The organism is Collimonas silvisoli, assembly GCF_018305005.1.
Taxonomy (GTDB): Bacteria; Pseudomonadota; Gammaproteobacteria; order Burkholderiales; family Burkholderiaceae_D; genus Collimonas; species Collimonas silvisoli.
This window is the reverse complement of record NZ_JAGQEG010000111.1, coordinates 1-17810: the sequence shown is the minus strand read 5'-3', so window position 1 is coordinate 17810 and position 17810 is coordinate 1. Positions and strand designations below refer to the sequence as shown.

The 17810-nt window shown below is 59.0% G+C and carries 12 protein-coding genes and 1 other RNA gene; 6 read left to right on the top strand and 7 right to left on the bottom strand.

Annotated features, from left to right (window positions below; translation table 11 throughout):
• Positions 1-206 precede the first annotated feature (206 nt).
• Positions 207-1256 (bottom strand): transglycosylase SLT domain-containing protein, encoded by a 1050-nt coding sequence (locus tag KHU33_RS22525; RefSeq protein WP_230414487.1) that lies wholly within the window; start codon positions 1254-1256, stop codon positions 207-209.
• Positions 1257-1757: 501 nt separating this feature from the next.
• Between KHU33_RS22525 and ubiD the strand changes: the two genes are divergently transcribed.
• Both ubiD and ffs read left to right on the top strand, forming a co-directional pair.
• On the top strand, positions 1758-3242 hold the full coding sequence (gene ubiD, locus KHU33_RS22520) for a 4-hydroxy-3-polyprenylbenzoate decarboxylase (RefSeq protein WP_211467097.1): 1485 nt from the start codon (positions 1758-1760) through the stop codon (positions 3240-3242).
• A gap of 127 nt (positions 3243-3369) precedes the next feature.
• Positions 3370-3468, top strand: an RNA gene (gene ffs, locus KHU33_RS22515) — signal recognition particle sRNA small type.
• A 93-nt stretch (positions 3469-3561) separates the two neighbouring features.
• On the opposite strand, the gene KHU33_RS22510 is transcribed toward ffs, so the two are convergent.
• The 6 genes from KHU33_RS22510 to KHU33_RS22485 all read right to left on the bottom strand — a co-directional run bounded on the left by KHU33_RS22510 (position 3562) and on the right by KHU33_RS22485 (position 13258).
• Positions 3562-4959 (bottom strand): heavy metal sensor histidine kinase, encoded by a 1398-nt coding sequence (locus KHU33_RS22510; protein ID WP_211467095.1) that lies wholly within the window; start codon positions 4957-4959, stop codon positions 3562-3564.
• Positions 4956-5642, bottom strand: coding sequence for a heavy metal response regulator transcription factor (locus tag KHU33_RS22505; RefSeq protein ID WP_211467093.1), 687 nt, complete (start codon positions 5640-5642; stop codon positions 4956-4958). The genes KHU33_RS22510 and KHU33_RS22505 overlap by 4 nt, the downstream gene beginning before the upstream one ends.
• Before the next feature lie 112 nt (positions 5643-5754).
• Entirely contained in the window at positions 5755-8955 is a 3201-nt protein-coding gene (locus KHU33_RS22500; protein ID WP_211467091.1) for an efflux RND transporter permease subunit, read from the bottom strand.
• A complete protein-coding gene (locus tag KHU33_RS22495) occupies positions 8952-10175 on the bottom strand; it encodes an efflux RND transporter periplasmic adaptor subunit (RefSeq protein WP_211467089.1) in 1224 nt (407 codons plus the stop codon). The genes KHU33_RS22500 and KHU33_RS22495 overlap by 4 nt, the downstream gene beginning before the upstream one ends.
• A gap of 17 nt (positions 10176-10192) precedes the next feature.
• Positions 10193-11704, bottom strand: coding sequence for an efflux transporter outer membrane subunit (locus KHU33_RS22490; protein WP_211467087.1), 1512 nt, complete (start codon positions 11702-11704; stop codon positions 10193-10195).
• A gap of 141 nt (positions 11705-11845) precedes the next feature.
• A complete protein-coding gene (locus KHU33_RS22485) occupies positions 11846-13258 on the bottom strand; it encodes an MFS transporter (protein WP_211467085.1) in 1413 nt (470 codons plus the stop codon).
• A 278-nt stretch (positions 13259-13536) separates the two neighbouring features.
• Between KHU33_RS22485 and KHU33_RS22480 the strand changes: the two genes are divergently transcribed.
• The 4 genes from KHU33_RS22480 to ftsB form a co-directional block, all read left to right on the top strand.
• Positions 13537-15186: a CTP synthase gene (locus KHU33_RS22480; protein ID WP_211467083.1), complete on the top strand. Its 1650-nt coding sequence runs from the start codon at positions 13537-13539 to the stop codon at positions 15184-15186.
• A 9-nt stretch (positions 15187-15195) separates the two neighbouring features.
• Complete coding sequence (kdsA, locus tag KHU33_RS22475) at positions 15196-16050, top strand: 3-deoxy-8-phosphooctulonate synthase (protein ID WP_211467081.1); 855 nt, start codon at positions 15196-15198, stop codon at positions 16048-16050.
• 121 nt (positions 16051-16171) lie between these two features.
• Positions 16172-17455 carry a phosphopyruvate hydratase gene (gene eno, locus KHU33_RS22470; RefSeq protein ID WP_211467079.1) on the top strand — a complete coding sequence of 428 codons (1284 nt, stop codon included), beginning with the start codon at positions 16172-16174 and terminating at the stop codon, positions 17453-17455.
• Between the two features lie 72 nt (positions 17456-17527).
• The coding region (ftsB, locus tag KHU33_RS22465) for a cell division protein FtsB (protein WP_211467077.1) at positions 17528-17810 on the top strand (283 nt) is incomplete at its 3' end.

The following is a 17810-nucleotide window of genomic DNA, read 5'->3' as shown; positions in this document are numbered from 1 at the left end:
TCATATGGTAAATGCTGCCCCAGGCGCTCCCAGTTGGGTGCCTCCTGAGCTTCAGCCATAAAATGGATCGCGTCATCAAGCATGGACGCAGGTTAACAGCCTCCAATTGCGTTTACAACACTTAAAACAAAAATGCCGTTCAGTCTTAACTGAACGGCATTAGAGCCATATGGCTCTTTTTCATTCTGCTGCAAATTTGATGTTGATCAGGCCATCGGCAAGGAATTCAACTGATTGCCCCGTGTGTTCGATTGCTGGACACGATGTTCAATCGGATCTGGCACGTTGACCGCAGCTTCAGCCGGAGTCGGGCTGGCGCCGCTTGGCGAAACCGTCTGGATGGTGCGCGGCTTCGGTGTTGCGATGGGCGCTGTCGAACCGGTCGAAGGTACGTTCTTGCCGGTGGCGACGTCTTGCAGGCGGCGATATTCAGCCAATACCTTGTAGCCATAACCGCCGTCGTTGGCGAATGCCCCGGCGCCGACGTAGCGTTTCAAGCCAGCTTCGACCGAACCGCCTTGGGTCACATAATCCTTAAGGATCATGGAGCCAACCTTGATGTTGGCAGTCGGATTCAAGGCAGCCTTGATGCCGCCCAGATTTTCAAACTTTTCTTCATGTACCTTCGACATGACCTGCATCAAGCCCTGCGCGCCCACCGGGCTCTCGGCGAATGGGTTCAAGCCGGATTCAATCGCCATCACAGCCAGGATCAGCAGCGGGTCAAGCTTGGTTTCGCGTGCTGTCTTGTAGGCTGTTGTCACAAACATGTTAGTGGCTTCGCCGGCCACGCGATAGCGCTTGGACAGCCAGTTGGTGACCCATTGCTGCTGACGCGGGTTGTCGAGCGGCTTGATGGTTTTATTCGACAATCCATCCATATGCAGCAAATGATTGTTGCCGGCGGCCGGCGCCGGCACGGTCAGGTTTGCCACTTTGGGTGCCGTAGTTACCGTAGTTGCGGCACTGGCCTGAGCGGAAAGTTCTGCCGCAGGTGCAGCAGCTTTTTGCTCGGTGCCGCTGGCAAACAGCGGCAGATTTTGCAGCTTGTACGCCAGATCCGGTTTCACCATCATGGTGGTGAAGCCGATGATGGCAAGCAAGGCGCTGAACAATACAGTGACGCGGGTGGTGGCGATGAGGCCGCCGACGGTGTCGCGGGCAAAAAACACGCCGTTGACGGACTGACTGCTGAACTTCTTTACATAGTCGAGCGTCGCCCAGCTGGGTAGTGCTCGGTTAGATCTTGCTAACAATTGAACCTCCTGAATCGTCGCGGCGCATGCAGACCCCTTGTTATAGCTGGGCAAATATACTGAATGCTGCGTGCACCGTAATCAATATCGCAGGGCATCGCATATGGTCTGCGTTATGCCTTGCGTCGCTGTTGTTTGCGCTTGGTCTCAGCTTAAGTAGCTCTTGGTCAATCGGCTGCAGTGAAGCGCCGGCTACAGGCAAACAACTTGTTCGGGGGAGAAGGCTGACGCCTTTTGAAAACACTCCTTAAAATGTCATGTGGGACCCCGATCCCGTGAGTATTGAGAGTCGACATCAAAATCGCTTTTCGGGCGATGCGACTTCTTCAAGCTGGGCGCATTGTATGAGGCTGTTTATATCAAGTCAATACTATGAAAATTAATATTGATAACTTTTATATATAACGATTGTGCCGGTTTCCGGCTGCGAGCCAATAAAATCAAGCACTTGGCTGAAATGCCTGAATTGTCGAATTAACATTCATAAACATTGTAAAACACATGAAATATTCAGATTTACGTGATTTTATTGTCAAATTAGAACAGCTTGGTGAGCTAAAACGCGTTTCGACGCCGATTTCACCTAATTTGGAGATGACGGAAATCTGCGATCGCACTTTGCGGGCAGCCGGGCCGGCGCTCCTTTTTGAAAATCCGGTCGGCCATTCGATGCCTGTGCTAGGTAATTTATTCGGCACCCCGCGCCGCGTTGCGCTTGGCATGGGAGCCGACGATGTCAGTGAATTGCGGCGCATCGGCCATGTGCTGGCGATGCTGAAGGAACCGGAGCCGCCGAAAGGTTTTAAGGATATTCTCGGCCTCGGCACCCTGGTCAAATCATTGTGGGACATGGCGCCCAAGGAGCACCGCTCGGCGCCATGCCAGGACATCGTGTGGGAAGGCAATGAGGTCGATCTGGCCAGGCTGCCGATTCAGCACTGCTGGCCGGGCGACGTCGCGCCGCTGATTACGTGGGGCCTGGTGATTACCAAAGGGCCGCACAAGAAGCGCCAGAATCTCGGCATCTACCGCCAGCAGGTGCTTGGCCGGAACAAGGTGATCATGCGCTGGCTGGCGCATCGGGGCGGCGCGCTGGATTTTCGCGAGCATGCGATCGCCACCGGCGGCAAGCCGTATCCGGTAGCGGTAGCGCTGGGCGCCGACCCCGCCACTATATTAGGCGCTGTGACGCCGGTGCCGGACAGCCTGTCTGAATATCAGTTCGCCGGCCTGCTGCGCGGCAGCCGCACCGAGCTGGTCAAAGCCATCGGCAGCGAGTTGCGGGTGCCGGCTTCGGCCGAGATTGTGCTGGAAGGGCATATCAATCCCGATCCGTCCCATGCATCGGGTTATGAAATGGCTCTGGAAGGACCGTATGGCGATCACACCGGCTATTACAATGAGCAGGACTGGTTTCCGGTGTTTACCATCGACCGCATCACGATGCGGCGCTCGCCGATTTATCACTCTACGTATACGGGCAAGCCGCCGGATGAACCCGCGGTGCTCGGCGTGGCGCTGAATGAGGTGTTCATCCCTCTGCTGCAAAAGCAGTTCTCCGAAATCACCGATTTCTATTTGCCGCCCGAAGGCTGCAGTTATCGCATGGCGGTGGTGCAGATGAAGAAAGCGTATGCCGGCCATGCCAAGCGGGTGATGTTCGGCGTCTGGAGTTTCCTGCGCCAGTTCATGTACACCAAGTTCATCGTGGTGGTTGACGAAGACGTCGACATTCGTGACTGGAATGAAGTCATCTGGGCGATTACCACCAGGGTCGATCCCATCCGCGACACCACCCTGGTCGATAACACGCCCATCGATTATCTCGATTTCGCCTCGCCGGTCAGCGGCCTGGGCAGCAAGATGGGGATCGATGCCACCAATAAATGGCCGGGTGAAACCAGCCGCGAATGGGGGCGCACCATCAGCATGTCGGATGCAGTGAAGGCGCGCGTCGACCAGATCTGGCAGGAGTTGGGCCTGTAAGGAGGAGCTAGTGGAGCGAGGCTTGTGAAGCGAGGTTTGTAGGCGGCATGGGCAGAAAATGGCGGCGGGCTGCAAAAGCGTATAAAAAGCGCTGCCAGCAATGCCGCAATGCGGTACAATTCACCCCGGCGGGCCCCTGCGCATTGTGGCGTGGTCAACCTGGTCAGGTCGGGAACGAAGCAGCCACAGCCATTTCCTGCAAGTGCCGCAGACAAGGCTCGCCTCTATCCTCTACGTTACTCTCCGCTCACGTCTTCGCGATTGTCGTTCATTTCCGGCAAGCGTTACCATCTGCACAAGTCCAAACCAGTAAATTACCTTAACGCATGATCGCATCGCCGGCAGGAATGCTGAAGCCGATCGTTGTCACGCCGTCCAGGCTATTGGCGAACACCCCGCCGCCATGCATCTTGGCAATCGCCTTGACGATTGCCAGCCCCAGACCGTGGCCGTGCAGCTGGCTTTGATCCTTGTCGTTGCGCGCGGCGTCGATCCGATAGAAGCGATCGAATAAGCGCGGCAGGTGATTATGGGCGATCGGTTTGCCCGGATTCGACACTGCAATCTGGATCGCCGCCGGCTGCTGCGTGATCGTGACTGCAATCGCCGCGCCGGGGTTGGAGTGCTGAATCGCGTTATGCAGCAGATTACTCATTGCGCGTTTGAACAGCGAGATTTCGATGGAGGCTTCGGCGTTCACATCGCCATCGATCTTCACCGTCATTTCTGAATCGTCCAGAAGGAACTCAAAAAACTCTACAGTCTTGTAGATTTCCTGAGCAATCGAAGTGCGCACCAGGCTGGTGGCGGCTTCGCCCTGATCGGCGCGTGCCAGGAACAGCATGTCGTTGATGATCGAACGCAGGCGCTCCAGCTCCTCCAGATTCGATTGCAGCACTTCCTCGAATTGCGGCGCGGTACGTTGCCGCGACAAGGCCACCTGGGTTTCGCCGATCAGGTTGGCCAGCGGCGTGCGCAGCTCATGGGCGACGTCGGCGTTGAAGGCTTCAAGCTGGTGGTAAGCGCCTTCCATGCGCTCCAGGACGCCGTTGAAGGCAATCGTCAAATCCGACAACTCGCCCGGCAGCGGCGAAATCTGCAAGCGCTGCGATAGGGTTTTCGGGCCAAGTGATTGCGCCGCACTGGATAATTGTTTTAACGGCCGCAAGCCGACCTGTGCAATCCAGTAACCAAGCAGCATCACCAGCAGCACGCCCAGCAGCGACAAGCCGACCAGTGCGATCATGAAGGCATGCAGGGTATGCATGTAGGGTGCGGCGTCCACCGCCACGATCAAGCGAACCGCAGGCCGTTCCAGGAACGGTTCGATCGTGCCGATCATGGTGTGCAGCGGATATTCGCGGCCGTGCAGCGCCATCACGCCCATGCCGTTCGGATTACGGTCGAGCTGCTCTATCTCGGCCAGCCCTTTGCCATATTGAAAACGCGCATCGTCGCTGAGCACCCAGTAACGGACGCTGCCGTCGGCCGGCGTCAGGGTATCCAGCTTGGCCTGCACCCGTGGCCAGCGCGCGGGGTCGCCGTTATGGCTGATCATGTAGCGGGTATCCAGAAACCGCGTATTGAGTTCATCTTGCTGATGGCGCGCCAGTTCCCGCCGCAGCACGCCATACAGCGCGCTGCCGATCAAGGAAAAAATCAGCAGCGCCGCTAAGGCAAACATCGCCACCAGGCGCACCGTGATCGAACGTTTCATTCGCTGCTCTCTTGCGTGCGCGGTTCCAGCACGTAACCCATGCCGCGGATGGTATGCAGCAGCTTGGGGCTGAACGGCGTGTCGATCTTGGCGCGCAGGCGTTTGATGGCGACTTCGACGACGTTGGTGTTGCTATCGAAATTCATGTCCCAGACCAGTTCGGCGATCGCTGTCTTGGACAGGATTTCACCCTGGCGCCGCGCCAGCACCGCCAGCAGGGAAAACTCCTTGGCGGTGAGGTCGATGCGAACATTTGCGCGGTAGGCTTTGCGGCTGATCAGGTCGATCTGTAAATCGGCAATCTTTAGTTGTGCCGGCTCCAGAGCCCGCCCGCGCCGCGTCAGCGCTTGCAGCCGCGCCAGCAATTCGAGAAAGGAAAACGGCTTGACCAGATAATCGTCGGCGCCGCCTTGCAAGCCCTTGATGCGATCTTCCACACGGTCGCGCGCGGTCAGCATGATGACCGGGGTTTGCTTGATCGCCCGTAAGCCGTGTAGAACCGCAAAACCGTCCATGCCGGGCAGCATGACGTCGAGCACGATGACGTCGTAATCATGCTGTAACGCCAGGTGCTGGCCGTCAACGCCGTTATGGGCGACATCGACCGCGCAACCCTGCTCGGTCAAGCCCTTGCACAGATAGTCGGCCATCTTCAGTTCATCTTCGACGATCAGGATCTTCATGTGTAGCCTGTCTCCTGGCTAGTAACCTGCACATCCTCAGCAACAGGCCGATGTGCAGGAAGGTATTGCATTATGCCGATTTGCGCCGATTATTTCGGCGCATTATTTCGACTCATTTTGAATCCATCGTTTCTGGTGCGGCGGCGACCGGCGCAATGCCCGACTTAGTTGCAACCTTATGTGCCGCCTTGCGCGCTTGCCGCACTTCCTTGCGCCGCATATACCAATAATGCGCGCGATCCAGATACAGATACACAACCGGGGTCGAGAACAAGGTCAGCGCCTGCGACAATACCAGGCCGCCCACCATCGCATAGCCCAGCGGCCGCCGCAGCTCCGAGCCGGCGCCGTGGCTCAGCATCAGCGGCAAACCGCTCAGCAGTGCGCACATGGTGGTCATCATGATCGGCCGGAAGCGCAGCAGGCATGCCTGGTAAATCGCCTCTTCCGGTTTCAAGCCCTGTTCGCGTTCCGCCGTCAGCGCGAAGTCGATCATCATGATGCCGTTCTTCTTGACGATACCGATCAGCAGGATGATGCCGATCAATGCAATCACGCTTAGATCATAACCGCCCGTCATCAGGATCAGCAGGGCGCCGACGCCGGCCGAAGGCAAGGTCGACAAGATCGTCAGCGGGTGGATATAACTTTCATACAGCAAGCCGAGCACGATATACACCGCGACCAGAGCGGCTGCGATCAGATACGGTTGCGACGACAGCGAATCGCCGAAGGCCTTGGCCGTACCTTGGAAAGCGCCGCTCAAGGTTTGCGGCACGCCCATTTCTTGCTGGGCTTTCTGGATTGCATCGACCGCTTCGCCCAGCGACACATTCGGCGCCAGGTTGAAGGAAATTGTCACTGCCGGGAACTGGCCTTGATGGCTGATCGACAGATACGAAGTCTTGTTGGTGTCGATCGTGACAAAAGTCGACAGCGGCACTTGCTGCCCGGTTACCGGCGAGGTCAGGTAGAGCTTGCTGAACAGGTCGGGATCTTGCTGCAGCTTGGGCGTTACCTCCAGGATCACATGGTAGCTGTTGATCTGCGTGAAGTACTGGGCCACCTGGCGCTGGCCGATAGCATCGTAGATGGTGGAATCGATCAGCGCCGGCGAAATCCCGAAGCTGGAGGCGCGCGCGCGGTCGATGGTCAGGTTGGCGGCGGCTGCGGCATTTTGCTGGTCGGAGGCGACGTCGGTCAATTGCGGCAATTGACGGAAGCGGTTCATCAACTTCGGCGCCCAGACGTTCAGTTCATCCAGGTTGGAGTCTGTCGCGGTGTATTGATATTGGGTGCGCGACAGACGGCCGCCGACGTTGATGTCCTGGCCGGCCTGCATGAACAGGTTGACCCCTTGCACCTTGGCCAGTTGCGGCCGCAAGCGTGCGATGACCTCGTCGGCGCTGGCGGTGCGCCCTTCATCTTTGGGTTTCAGGCTGATGAAGAAATTACCCGTATTGAATGTGTTCTGGCCGCCGCTCATGCCGAAGCCGGTGACATCGGGATCCTGGCGCACCACATCGGCCAGCGCCAGCATGCGTTTGTTCATCGAGGAAAATGAAGAATCCTGCGCCGATTCGGCAAAGCCGTAAACGAAGCCGGTATCTTGCTGCGGAAAGAAGCCTTTCGGGATCACGATAAACAGCACCACAGTGGCGGCCATGGTGGCGAAGAACACCATCAAGGTAATGAATTGATGGCGTAGCACCACATGCAGGCCGCGCTTGTAGCCGTTGAGCATGACGTCGAAACCGCGTTCGAACATTTGATACAAGCGGCCATGCGATTCAGCCGTATGCGGTTTCAGGAAGCGCGAGCAGAGCATCGGTGTCAGCGTCAGCGAGATGAAGACCGAGACCACAATAGTCAGCGTCACGGTGATGGCAAATTCACGGAACAGGCGGCCAACGATGCCGCCCATCAGCAGCAAGGGGATAAACACCGCCACCAGCGAGACAGAAATCGAGATAATCGTAAAGCCGATTTCGCCGGCGCCCTTGTAGGCCGCCTCCATCGGCGACATGCCTTCTTCCACATAGCGATAGATATTTTCCAGCATCACGATCGCATCGTCGACTACGAAACCGACCGAGATGGTGAGCGCCATCAGCGATAAATTATCGAGGCTGAAACCCAGCAGGTACATGGCAGCGGCGGTGCCGAGCAGGGCCAGCGGCACCGTCACGCTCGGGATCAGGGTGGCCGGCACGTTACGCAGGAACAGGAAGATCACCAGCACCACCAGTGCGATGGTCAGCACCAGCGTGAATTCCACATCGGCGACCGAGGCGCGGATGGTTTGGGTACGGTCGATCAGGGTGTTGACGTGCACCGTCGGCGGGATCGCCGCTTGCAGGCGCGGCAAGGCGGCCTTGATACGATCCACCGTTTCGATCACGTTGGCGCCCGGTTGCTTGGTCACCGCCAGTACGATCGAGCGGCCGTTGGTAATCGTGTTGCCGGCCGGCGCAGCCGCACCGGCATAGGCCCAGCCGGCAACCTTGAGGTTTTCCGCTGCGTCGACAGCGACGCCGATATCGCGTACCCGGATCGGTGCGCCGTTCTTGTAGGCCAGCACCATGTCGTTCCATGGTTCCGCGCTCAGCAGCTGATCGTTGGTATACACGGTAAAGCTTTGCTTGGGACCGTCTACCGTGCCTTTCGGCTGATTGACGGTGAGGCTGGCGATGACGCCGCGAATATCTTCTAGGCTGATGCCAAGCGCCGTCAGTTTGGTCGGATCGACCTGGATCCGGACCGCGGGTTTTTGCACGCCGCCGATGTTGACCAGGCCGACGCCGGGAATCTGCGAAATCTGCTGCGCCAGGATATTGTCGGCAAAGTCATTTACCTGGATCAGCGGCAGCGCGTCTGATTGCACCGCCATCACCAGGATCGGCGAATCGGCCGGATTCACTTTGCGGAAGGTCGGCGGGCTGGGCAGGTTGGCCGGCAACTGACCGCTGGCGGCGGTGATCGCCGCCTGGACGTCGAGCGCGGCGGCGTCGATGCTGCGGTTGAGATCGAACTGCAGCGTAATCTGGGTGGAGCCGAGCGTGCTGGTTGAAGTCATTTGCGACAGACCGGCAATCAGGGAAAATTGACGCTCCAGCGGCTGGGCCACACTCGACGCCATGGTTTCCGGGTTGCCGCCGGGCAGATTGGCGGAGACCTGGATCGTCGGAAAATCCACTTGCGGCAGCGGCGCCACCGGCAGCAGCGGCCACACCGCGGCGCCAACCAGGAAAATCGCAAGAGCGAGCAGCGTGGTGCCGATCGGGCGTTTGATAAAGGTGGCAGAGATGCTCAATTGCTTGCCCCTTTAGTTATTCCTTTGCCGGCGCCGCTACTTGCATCTTTGGCCGCTTGCGCAGGTGTGCTGCCGGCAGCGGCGCCGGCCTCCATGATCCTGACGCCGGGTTTCAGTTTGTACTGGCCATCCACCACCACCCGTTGTCCTGGAGTCAAGCCCTTGTCGATGACAGCCAGGCCTTCCTGGATGTTGGCAACCTGGACCGGCTGAATCTTTACAGTGCTATCGGCGTTGACGATATAAACATAGGTGCCGTCCTGGCTGCGCTGTACCGCCGCTGCAGGCAGCGTCAAGGCCTGTTTGCGGTCGCCCAGAATCAGCCTGACATTGACATATTGGCCCGGCCACAATACATGCGACGGATTCTGGAAAATGCCTTTCAGTTGCACTGTGCCGGTGCTGGTGTCGATCTGGTTATTGAGCAGCGCCAGATTGCCCTGGGCCAGCATGGTGGGGCTGTTGCGCGCATAGGTCTGCACGCTGAGCGGCTTCTGGCTGCCATGTAAGGCGGTGTTGATGCTCTGGAAGCTTTCTTCCGGCAGCGTGAACACCACCGCAATCGGATCGATTTGATTGATCACCACCAGGCCATTGGCATCGGCGGCGTGGACGATATTGCCCGGATCGACCAGGCGCGCGCCAACCCGGCCGCTGATCGGCGCCAGGATTTTGGTAAAGCTGAGTTGCACCTTGGCGTAGCTGATCTGCGCCTCGTCGGCTTGCACTGCGGCTTGCAGCTGGTTGACTTGCGCCCGCGTGGCGTCCAGCGTCTGTTGCGTCGCGGCGTCCTGTTGCACCAGTGTGGTGTAGCGTTGCAGGTCCAGCCTGGAGTTCGCCAGCTGCGCCTGGTCCTTGGCTTTTTGCGCCAGCGCCTGATCCAGCTGCGCCTGCAAGGTACGCGGATCGATTTGCGCCAGCAACTGGCCGGCCTTGACGTCCTGGCCTTCGACAAAACCGACCTTGTCGAGCTGGCCGTCGATACGCGCCTTGACGGTGACGCTGGCATTCGAGGTAACCGTGCCGACGCCGGTCAGGTACATCGGCACATCTTGCTGCTGGACGGCGGTGGTGTTGACCGATATCGGGTTGGCGGCAACGGCTGGCGCTGCAACTGCGCCAGCTTTGTGAACTATGGCCCAGCCGGCGGCGCCGATCAGGGCCAGTATTGCGGCTGTGATCAGCAGCGCCGAACGTGGTTTGGAAAGTGTGGTGGTCATATCGTCGGCTCGCGGAATTAATTTGTCGTGTTATTTAGTGTCTTGTTTTGTGCCTGGCTGCCGCGCTCGGCATTGGCCAGCCGGCTTGCATCCCAGCCGCCGCCGACGGCCTTGATCAACGCCACGCTTGCCAGCAATTGGCGCCCCAGCAATTGCACCAGAGTGCGCTCGTTGCTCAGGGCTAACGTTTGCGCGGTGACCACAGTCAGATAAGTCGCAGTGCCGGCGCGATATTGGCTGAGCGCCAGCCGTTCCGCCAGTTGTGAAGCTTGCACCGCCTGGTTCTGGGCGATCGCTTCGCGGTCCAGGACGCTGAGCGTGGCCAGGTTGTCTTCGACTTCCTGGAAGCCGCCCAGTACGGTTTGTTTGTATTGCGCTACCGCTGCGTCGTAGGCGGCAATTGCCTGGTCGCTATGGGCGCGCCGCAAGCCGCCGTCGAAAATAGTCTCCGCCAGGGCTGCCCCGAGCGACCAGACCCGGCTTGGGGTGCTGAACCATTGGGCCAGACTGGCGCCATTGAAGCCGCCGCTGGCGCTCAGCGTCAATGCCGGGAAAAAGGCCGACTTGGCAACGCCGATGTTGGCATTGGCAGCCGCAGCACGGCGTTCGGCGCTGGCGATGTCGGGGCGGCGTTCCAGCAGATCGGAAGGCAGGCCGGCTGGAATCGGCGGCAAGCCTGCCTGCATCTTGCTCAGCATTTGGGTATCGGCCGGCAGCGCAGCCAAAGCGAAGCCGGAAGGCGCCTTGCCGGTCAGGATCGCGATCGCATGTTCCAGCTGGCTGCGTTGCGCCTGCAGATCGATGGCTTGCGCCTCTGCAGTTTTCAACTGGCTTTCCGCCAATGCCACATCCGAGCGCAATGTGACGCCGGCCGCGTATTGGCTCTGCGTCAGTTGCAGCGAACGGGCGTAGGCGGCGGTGGTGCGCGCATACAAATCTTGCAGCAGATCGGTGACGCGCAATTGCAGATAGTCTTGCGCCAAGGTTGCCTGGATGCTGAGGCGAGCCGCGGCCAGATCGGCGGCACTGGCTTGGCTGCCGGCATCGCCGGCTTCCACCGAACGCCGCACGCTGCCCCAGACATCCGGCTCCCAGCTGCCTTGCAGACCGGCGCTGTAGTTATTGCCGAGCTTGACGCCGTTGCTGTTGCTGCGGGCGCGGTCAACCCCGGCGTTGACGCCGGCCGTCGGCCAGAAGCCGGCGCGCGCTGCATCGGCCGCTGCGCGTGCCTGGCGATACTGGGCTTCCGCCTGGCGGATATTCTGGTTGGCCTGGTTGGCTTGTTGCATCAAGCCGTTCAGCGTGGCGTCGCCGTAGATTTCCCACCAGTTGCTGCTGTCTATTTGCTGCGGCTGTGCTTGTTTCCACGGGCCGCTTTCTTTATAGCTGGCCGGCACATCCATCGCGGGGCGCACATAGTCGGGGCCGACTGCGCATGCTGTCAGCGATAGCGCAATCGCGGCAGCCATGATGGTGGCTGTCAATGGGCGCTGGGTACGCAGGGATCTTGGAGGAGAGGGAAAATTCATGGGTCTGCTTGGGCTGACGTTCGGCGCATCGGATGGAATGTCCGGGCGGCGAGTCAGCAACGAACACAGCATCGGACAGTATTTGGTAATACTTTAAATCCTGTTGCCGTACCTGATGCTGTCGTAAATATGACAATTCTGTCAGTTTCGCCCGTGTTTGATACGCAGTCCGCTGATGATGGTGGCAAGCAAGGTTGCGCTTGCCGCCAGCCATAGCGACATGTGGACTGCGCTGGCGTCGATATGGGCAGTGTCGGCCGCAGCCTGGGCGATACCGGTCGCCGCCAGCACCACCGCGACCAGCGCCGCACCCAAGGACTGGCCGAAGGTGCGCGCAATCGCCAGTACGCCGGACGCTGCGCCGCTGCGCGCGCGTGGCGCGTTGCTCAGCATTTCGCGATTATTCGGGCTCTGGAAGAAGCCGAAGCCGAGTCCGCACACGAAGGCGCGCCATAGGATATCCGGCACTGAAGCGTGTTGGCCCAGGAGGGCCAGCAAGATCAGGCCCAGCGTCAGCACCAGCAGGCCGCAGGTCGAGAGTAGCGAAGCCGAATGACGGTCGGCCAGGCGGCCGGCGATCGGCGCGGTGATGGCAATCGCTACCGGCCAGGGTGTAAACAAGGCGGCGGACAGCAGCGGGCTGAAACCGTATGCGCCTTGAAACAAGAACGGCAGTGCAATAAAGGCAATTCCCTGGCCGACAAAAGAGCAGGTCGAGGTGGCTACCGCCATGGAAAAACGTTGTGATGCAAACATATCAAGCGGCAATAACGGTGCGCTGTATCGTCGTTGTCTAATGATAAATAAAATGACGGAAGCCAGGGCAATCGCGCCGAGCAGCAATTCCTTGCTCCAGCTGCCGTGACTCGTTAAACCATCGACCGCCATGACGATACTGCCCAGGGCCAGCGCCGAGAGCAGGGCGCCGATCGCATCGAGTTTGCCGCCGCGTCCCGGGTCGCGCGGCAATACGCGCCGCGCCAGCAGCAGGGTGACGATGCCGATCGGCACATTCACCGCAAACAGCCACGGCCAGCTCAGCACTGACAGCATCAGGCCGCCGATGGCCGGCCCGGCGGCGGCGGAGAAGGCCACTACCAGAGCGTTGATGCCCAGCGCCGCGCCCAGCAGGCGGGTCGGAAATATATTACGGTACAGCGCCGGTCCGATACTCATGGTGGCAGCGCCGCCCATGCCTTGCAAAAATCGCATGCCGCTCAGTATCGCCAGCGATGGCGACAGGGCGCAGCCGAGAGAGGCCAGGGTGAATATCAGGATGCCGCCCATATATACCCGGCGAAAGCCGATCACTTCGCCGAGCGAGGCGAAGGCGACCATGGTCATTGCGCCGGCGAGGATGTAGGCGTTGGCTATCCATACCGCAGCAGCCGGGTCGACCTGCAGGCTGCGCGCGATCATGGGCAGCGCGACATTGACGATGGAGCTGTCCAGCACGGTCATGCTGGTGCCCAGAACCATGACGATAATCGCTACCCGGCGTGCCGCTCCGGGCAGGCCGTCGTCTTCCGGGAGATCGCCGAATAAATTGCTCATGTCTGGCGGCGCGGCTTTGACGCAACACTTGAAGGGAGTAATGGCGAGGTTGGCACGGTCAACAATAAAATGAGTAATGAAATCAGGGAAGCGTTGATAGGCCGGGGCGGAAGCCGCGAATTATTACATGAAGCGCAATTTCACGCAGGTGGCCAAGTTATCCGATTAGGAGGGCGGATCAACAAAAGCTGCTTTTTTTAGGATCACCGGCGGCTGCCGCCGCGGCGGTTTGAGGTATAATTCGAATTTCCCGCATGTGCCGTTCGGCACCTTCCGTAATGACTAAGTTTGTATTTGTTACCGGCGGCGTTGTCTCATCCCTTGGTAAAGGGATTGCAGCCGCCTCTCTCGCCGCGATTTTGGAATCGCGCGGCCTTAAAGTCACCCTTCTTAAACTCGATCCGTACATCAACGTCGATCCAGGCACCATGAGCCCGTTCCAGCACGGCGAAGTGTTTGTGACCGACGATGGCGCAGAGACCGATCTCGATCTGGGCCACTATGAGCGTTTCATTACGGCCAAGATGAAGAAGGTGAACAACTTCACTACCGGCCAGATCTACGAATCCGTGATCCGTAAGGAACGCCGTGGCGAGTACCTCGGCAAGACGGTACAGGTTATTCCGCATATCACCAACGAAATCCAGGATTACATCTATCGCGGCGCCGAAGGTTACGACGTTGCGCTGGTGGAAATCGGCGGTACCGTCGGCGATATCGAATCCTTGCCCTTCCTCGAAGCGGCGCGTCAGCTGAGCCTGCGCGCCGGCCGCAAGGCGGCGGCTTTCGTGCATCTGACCCTGGTGCCGTATCTGGTGTCTGCCGGTGAGCTGAAGACCAAGCCGACCCAGCATAGCGTGCAAAAACTGCGAGAAATCGGTATTTCGCCGGATGCCTTGCTGTGCCGCGCCGACCGTCCGATCCCGGATGACGAACGGGCCAAGATTTCCCTGTTCTCGAACGTCCAGGGCGACGCCGTGATTTCGGTGTGGGACGCCGACACCATCTACAAGATTCCGCAAATGCTGCACGACCAGGGGCTGGATGCGATTGTCTGCGAAAAGCTGGGCCTGTCGCCCAAGCCTGCCGATCTGTCGGTCTGGACCAAGCTGGTGCACGCACTGGAAAACCCAAAGTACGAAGTGACGATCGGCATGGTCGGCAAGTATGTCGACCTGACCGAATCCTACAAGTCGCTGACCGAAGCCTTGCGCCACGCCGGCATTCATACCGGCAGCCGGGTCAATATCGAATACCTGGACTCCGAAGAAATCGAAGCCAGCGGCACAGGCGCCTTGGCCAAGTACGATGCCATCCTGGTGCCGGGCGGCTTCGGCAAGCGCGGCGTCGAAGGCAAGATCGCGGCAGCCCGTTTCGCCCGCGAAAACAAGATTCCTTATCTGGGCATCTGCCTCGGCATGCAAGTCGCGTTGCTGGAATATGCGCGTAACAAGGCCGGCCTGCCGCACGCCAATTCGACCGAATTCGATGCGCAAACCGACCAGCCGGTGGTGGCCTTGATCACCGAATGGCAAAATCACGACGGCAAGGTGGAACTGCGCGATATCAATTCCGATCTGGGCGGCACCATGCGCCTGGGCGCGCAAACCTGCGATGTCAAGTCGCATACCCTGGCCGCCGAAATCTACGGCCCGACCGTGACCGAACGTCATCGTCATCGCTACGAAGCCAATAACCATTACCTGGACCGTATCGAAGAAGCCGGTCTGGTGGTGTCGGCCCGCACGCCGACCGAAGACCTGTGCGAAATCATGGAACTGCCGCGCACTGGCGAGAATGCTCACCCTTGGTATGTCGGCGTGCAGTATCACCCGGAATTCAAATCGACTCCGCGTGACGGCCATCCCTTGTTTATTTCGTTTATCAAGGCTGCACTGGCGCACAAGCAAGCGCATACCGCAGCGTAAGGAAAGAACATGAAACTTTGTGGCTTCGATATCGGTCTGGATCAGCCGTTTTTCCTGATCGCCGGTCCGTGCGTTATCGAATCGCGCCAGATGGCGCTCGACACCGCCGGACAATTGAAAGAGATCACCAGCGCGCTGGGCATCAACTTCATTTACAAATCGTCTTTCGACAAGGCGAATCGTTCTTCCGGCTCTTCTTTCCGCGGCCTCGGCATGGAAAAAGGGCTGGAGATCCTGGCTGACGTCAAAGCGCAAATCGGCGTGCCGGTGCTGACCGATATCCATGAGATCGATGAAATCAAACCGGTGGCAGCAGTGGTTGATGTCTTGCAGACGCCGGCCTTCCTCTGCCGCCAGACCGATTTCATCAATGCTTGCGCGCAGTCAGGCAAGCCGGTGAATATCAAGAAAGGCCAGTTCCTGGCCCCGCACGACATGATCAATGTCATCGCCAAGGCGCGTGCAGCGGCCCGCGAAGCCGGCCTGCCGGAAGATAATTTCATGGCCTGCGAGCGCGGCGCATCGTTCGGTTACAACAATCTGGTATCCGATATGCGCTCGCTGGCGATCATGCGCGAAACCGGTTGCCCGGTCGTGTTCGACGCCACTCACTCAGTGCAATTGCCGGGCGGCCAGGGCAGCACCTCCGGCGGCCAGCGCGAATTCGTGCCGGTACTGGCGCGCGCCGCGATTGCGGTGGGCGTTTCCGGCGTGTTCATGGAAACCCATCCGAATCCTGCCGAAGCTAAATCGGATGGACCGAATGCAGTGCCGCTGGGACGCATGAAAGAATTGTTGTCGACCATGATAGACCTGGATCGGGTCGTCAAAAAGAATGGCTTTATCGAAAGCAATTTCGGTTGATTGCTTGGGGGTGGCGAGTTGGACTATATTGCCGCCGCTATACAAACAAGTGGCGGCGCTTGCAGTCTGCCCCCGTAAATGGTTTTAATATCGCGCATATTTTTATTTGATAGGGAAATACATGAGTGCAATCGTTGACATCATTGGCCGCGAAATTATTGATTCGCGCGGTAATCCGACAGTCGAATGCGACGTCTTGCTGGAATCCGGCGTCATGGGGCGTGCGGCGGTACCGTCCGGCGCCTCCACCGGTTCGCGCGAAGCGATCGAGCTGCGCGACGGCGACAAGAGCCGTTACGGCGGCAAGGGCGTGCTGAAGGCGTGCGAGCATATCAACACTGAAATTTCCGAAGCCATCATGGGCCTGGACGCCAGCGAACAAGCGTTCCTGGATCGCACCCTGATCGATCTCGACGGCACCGAGAACAAAGGCCGCCTGGGCGCTAACGCCATGCTGGCGGTGTCGATGGCGGTGGCCAAGGCTGCGGCGGAAGAAGCCGGCTTGCCTCTGTACCGTTATTTCGGCGGCAGCGGCGCGATGCAAATGCCAGTGCCGATGATGAACGTCATCAACGGTGGCGAACATGCTGACAATAACCTGGATATCCAGGAGTTCATGATCATCCCGGTCGGCGCACCTAGTTTCCGCGAAGCGCTGCGTTACGGCGCCGAAGTATTCCACGCGCTGAAGAAAATCTTGCACGACAAGGGTCTGGCAACCGCAGTTGGCGATGAAGGCGGTTTTGCGCCGAATCTGGCAAGCCACGAAGAAGCGCTGAAGCTGATCATTCAAGCGATCGAAGCTGCCGGCTATGAGCCAGGCACCCAGATCGCCCTCGGCCTGGACTGCGCCGCCAGCGAATTCTACAAGGACGGCAGCTATGTCCTGGCCGGCGAAAACATGACCCTGACCGGCGCCCAATTCACCGGCCTGCTGGCATCGTGGTGCGACAAGTACCCGATCATCAGCATCGAAGACGGCATGGCGGAAAACGACTGGGATGGCTGGAAACTGCTGACCGAAACACTGGGCAAGAAAGTCCAGCTGGTGGGCGACGACCTGTTTGTCACCAACACCAAGATCCTGAAGGAAGGCATCGAGAAAGATATCGCCAACTCGATCCTGATCAAGATCAACCAGATCGGCACCTTGACCGAAACTTTTGCTGCGATTGAAATGGCCAAGCGCGCCGGCTACACCGCAGTGATCTCGCACCGTTCGGGCGAGACTGAAGATTCGACCATCGCCGATATCGCAGTCGGCACCAACGCCTTGCAGATCAAGACCGGCTCGATGTCGCGTTCCGACCGCATGGCAAAGTACAACCAGCTGCTGCGGATTGAAGAGGATCTGGGCGACATCGCCAGCTATCCAGGCCGTGATGCGTTTTATAATCTCAAGTAATTGAGCGGGGTGGGCAGGCATGCCCACCCCGGACTCACAACTAGATAAGACAGCGGAACCCACCCCACAACGATGCGCCTGATTGCCATTTTCCTGACTGCTCTGCTGATACTGGTCCAGTACCCACTGTGGCTAGGCAAGGGCGGCTGGCTGCGGGTCTGGGATATGGATCAGCAAGTGCATGCGGCGCATGACAAGCTCGACGAGCTGAAAGCGCGCAACGCCAAGCTCGATTCGGAAGTGCATGATTTGAAAGAAGGCACCGGTGCGGTCGAAGAACGGGCGCGCACCGAGCTGGGCATGATCAAGCAAGACGAGATTTTTATTCAGATTCTCGATCCAAACGGCAATCCGG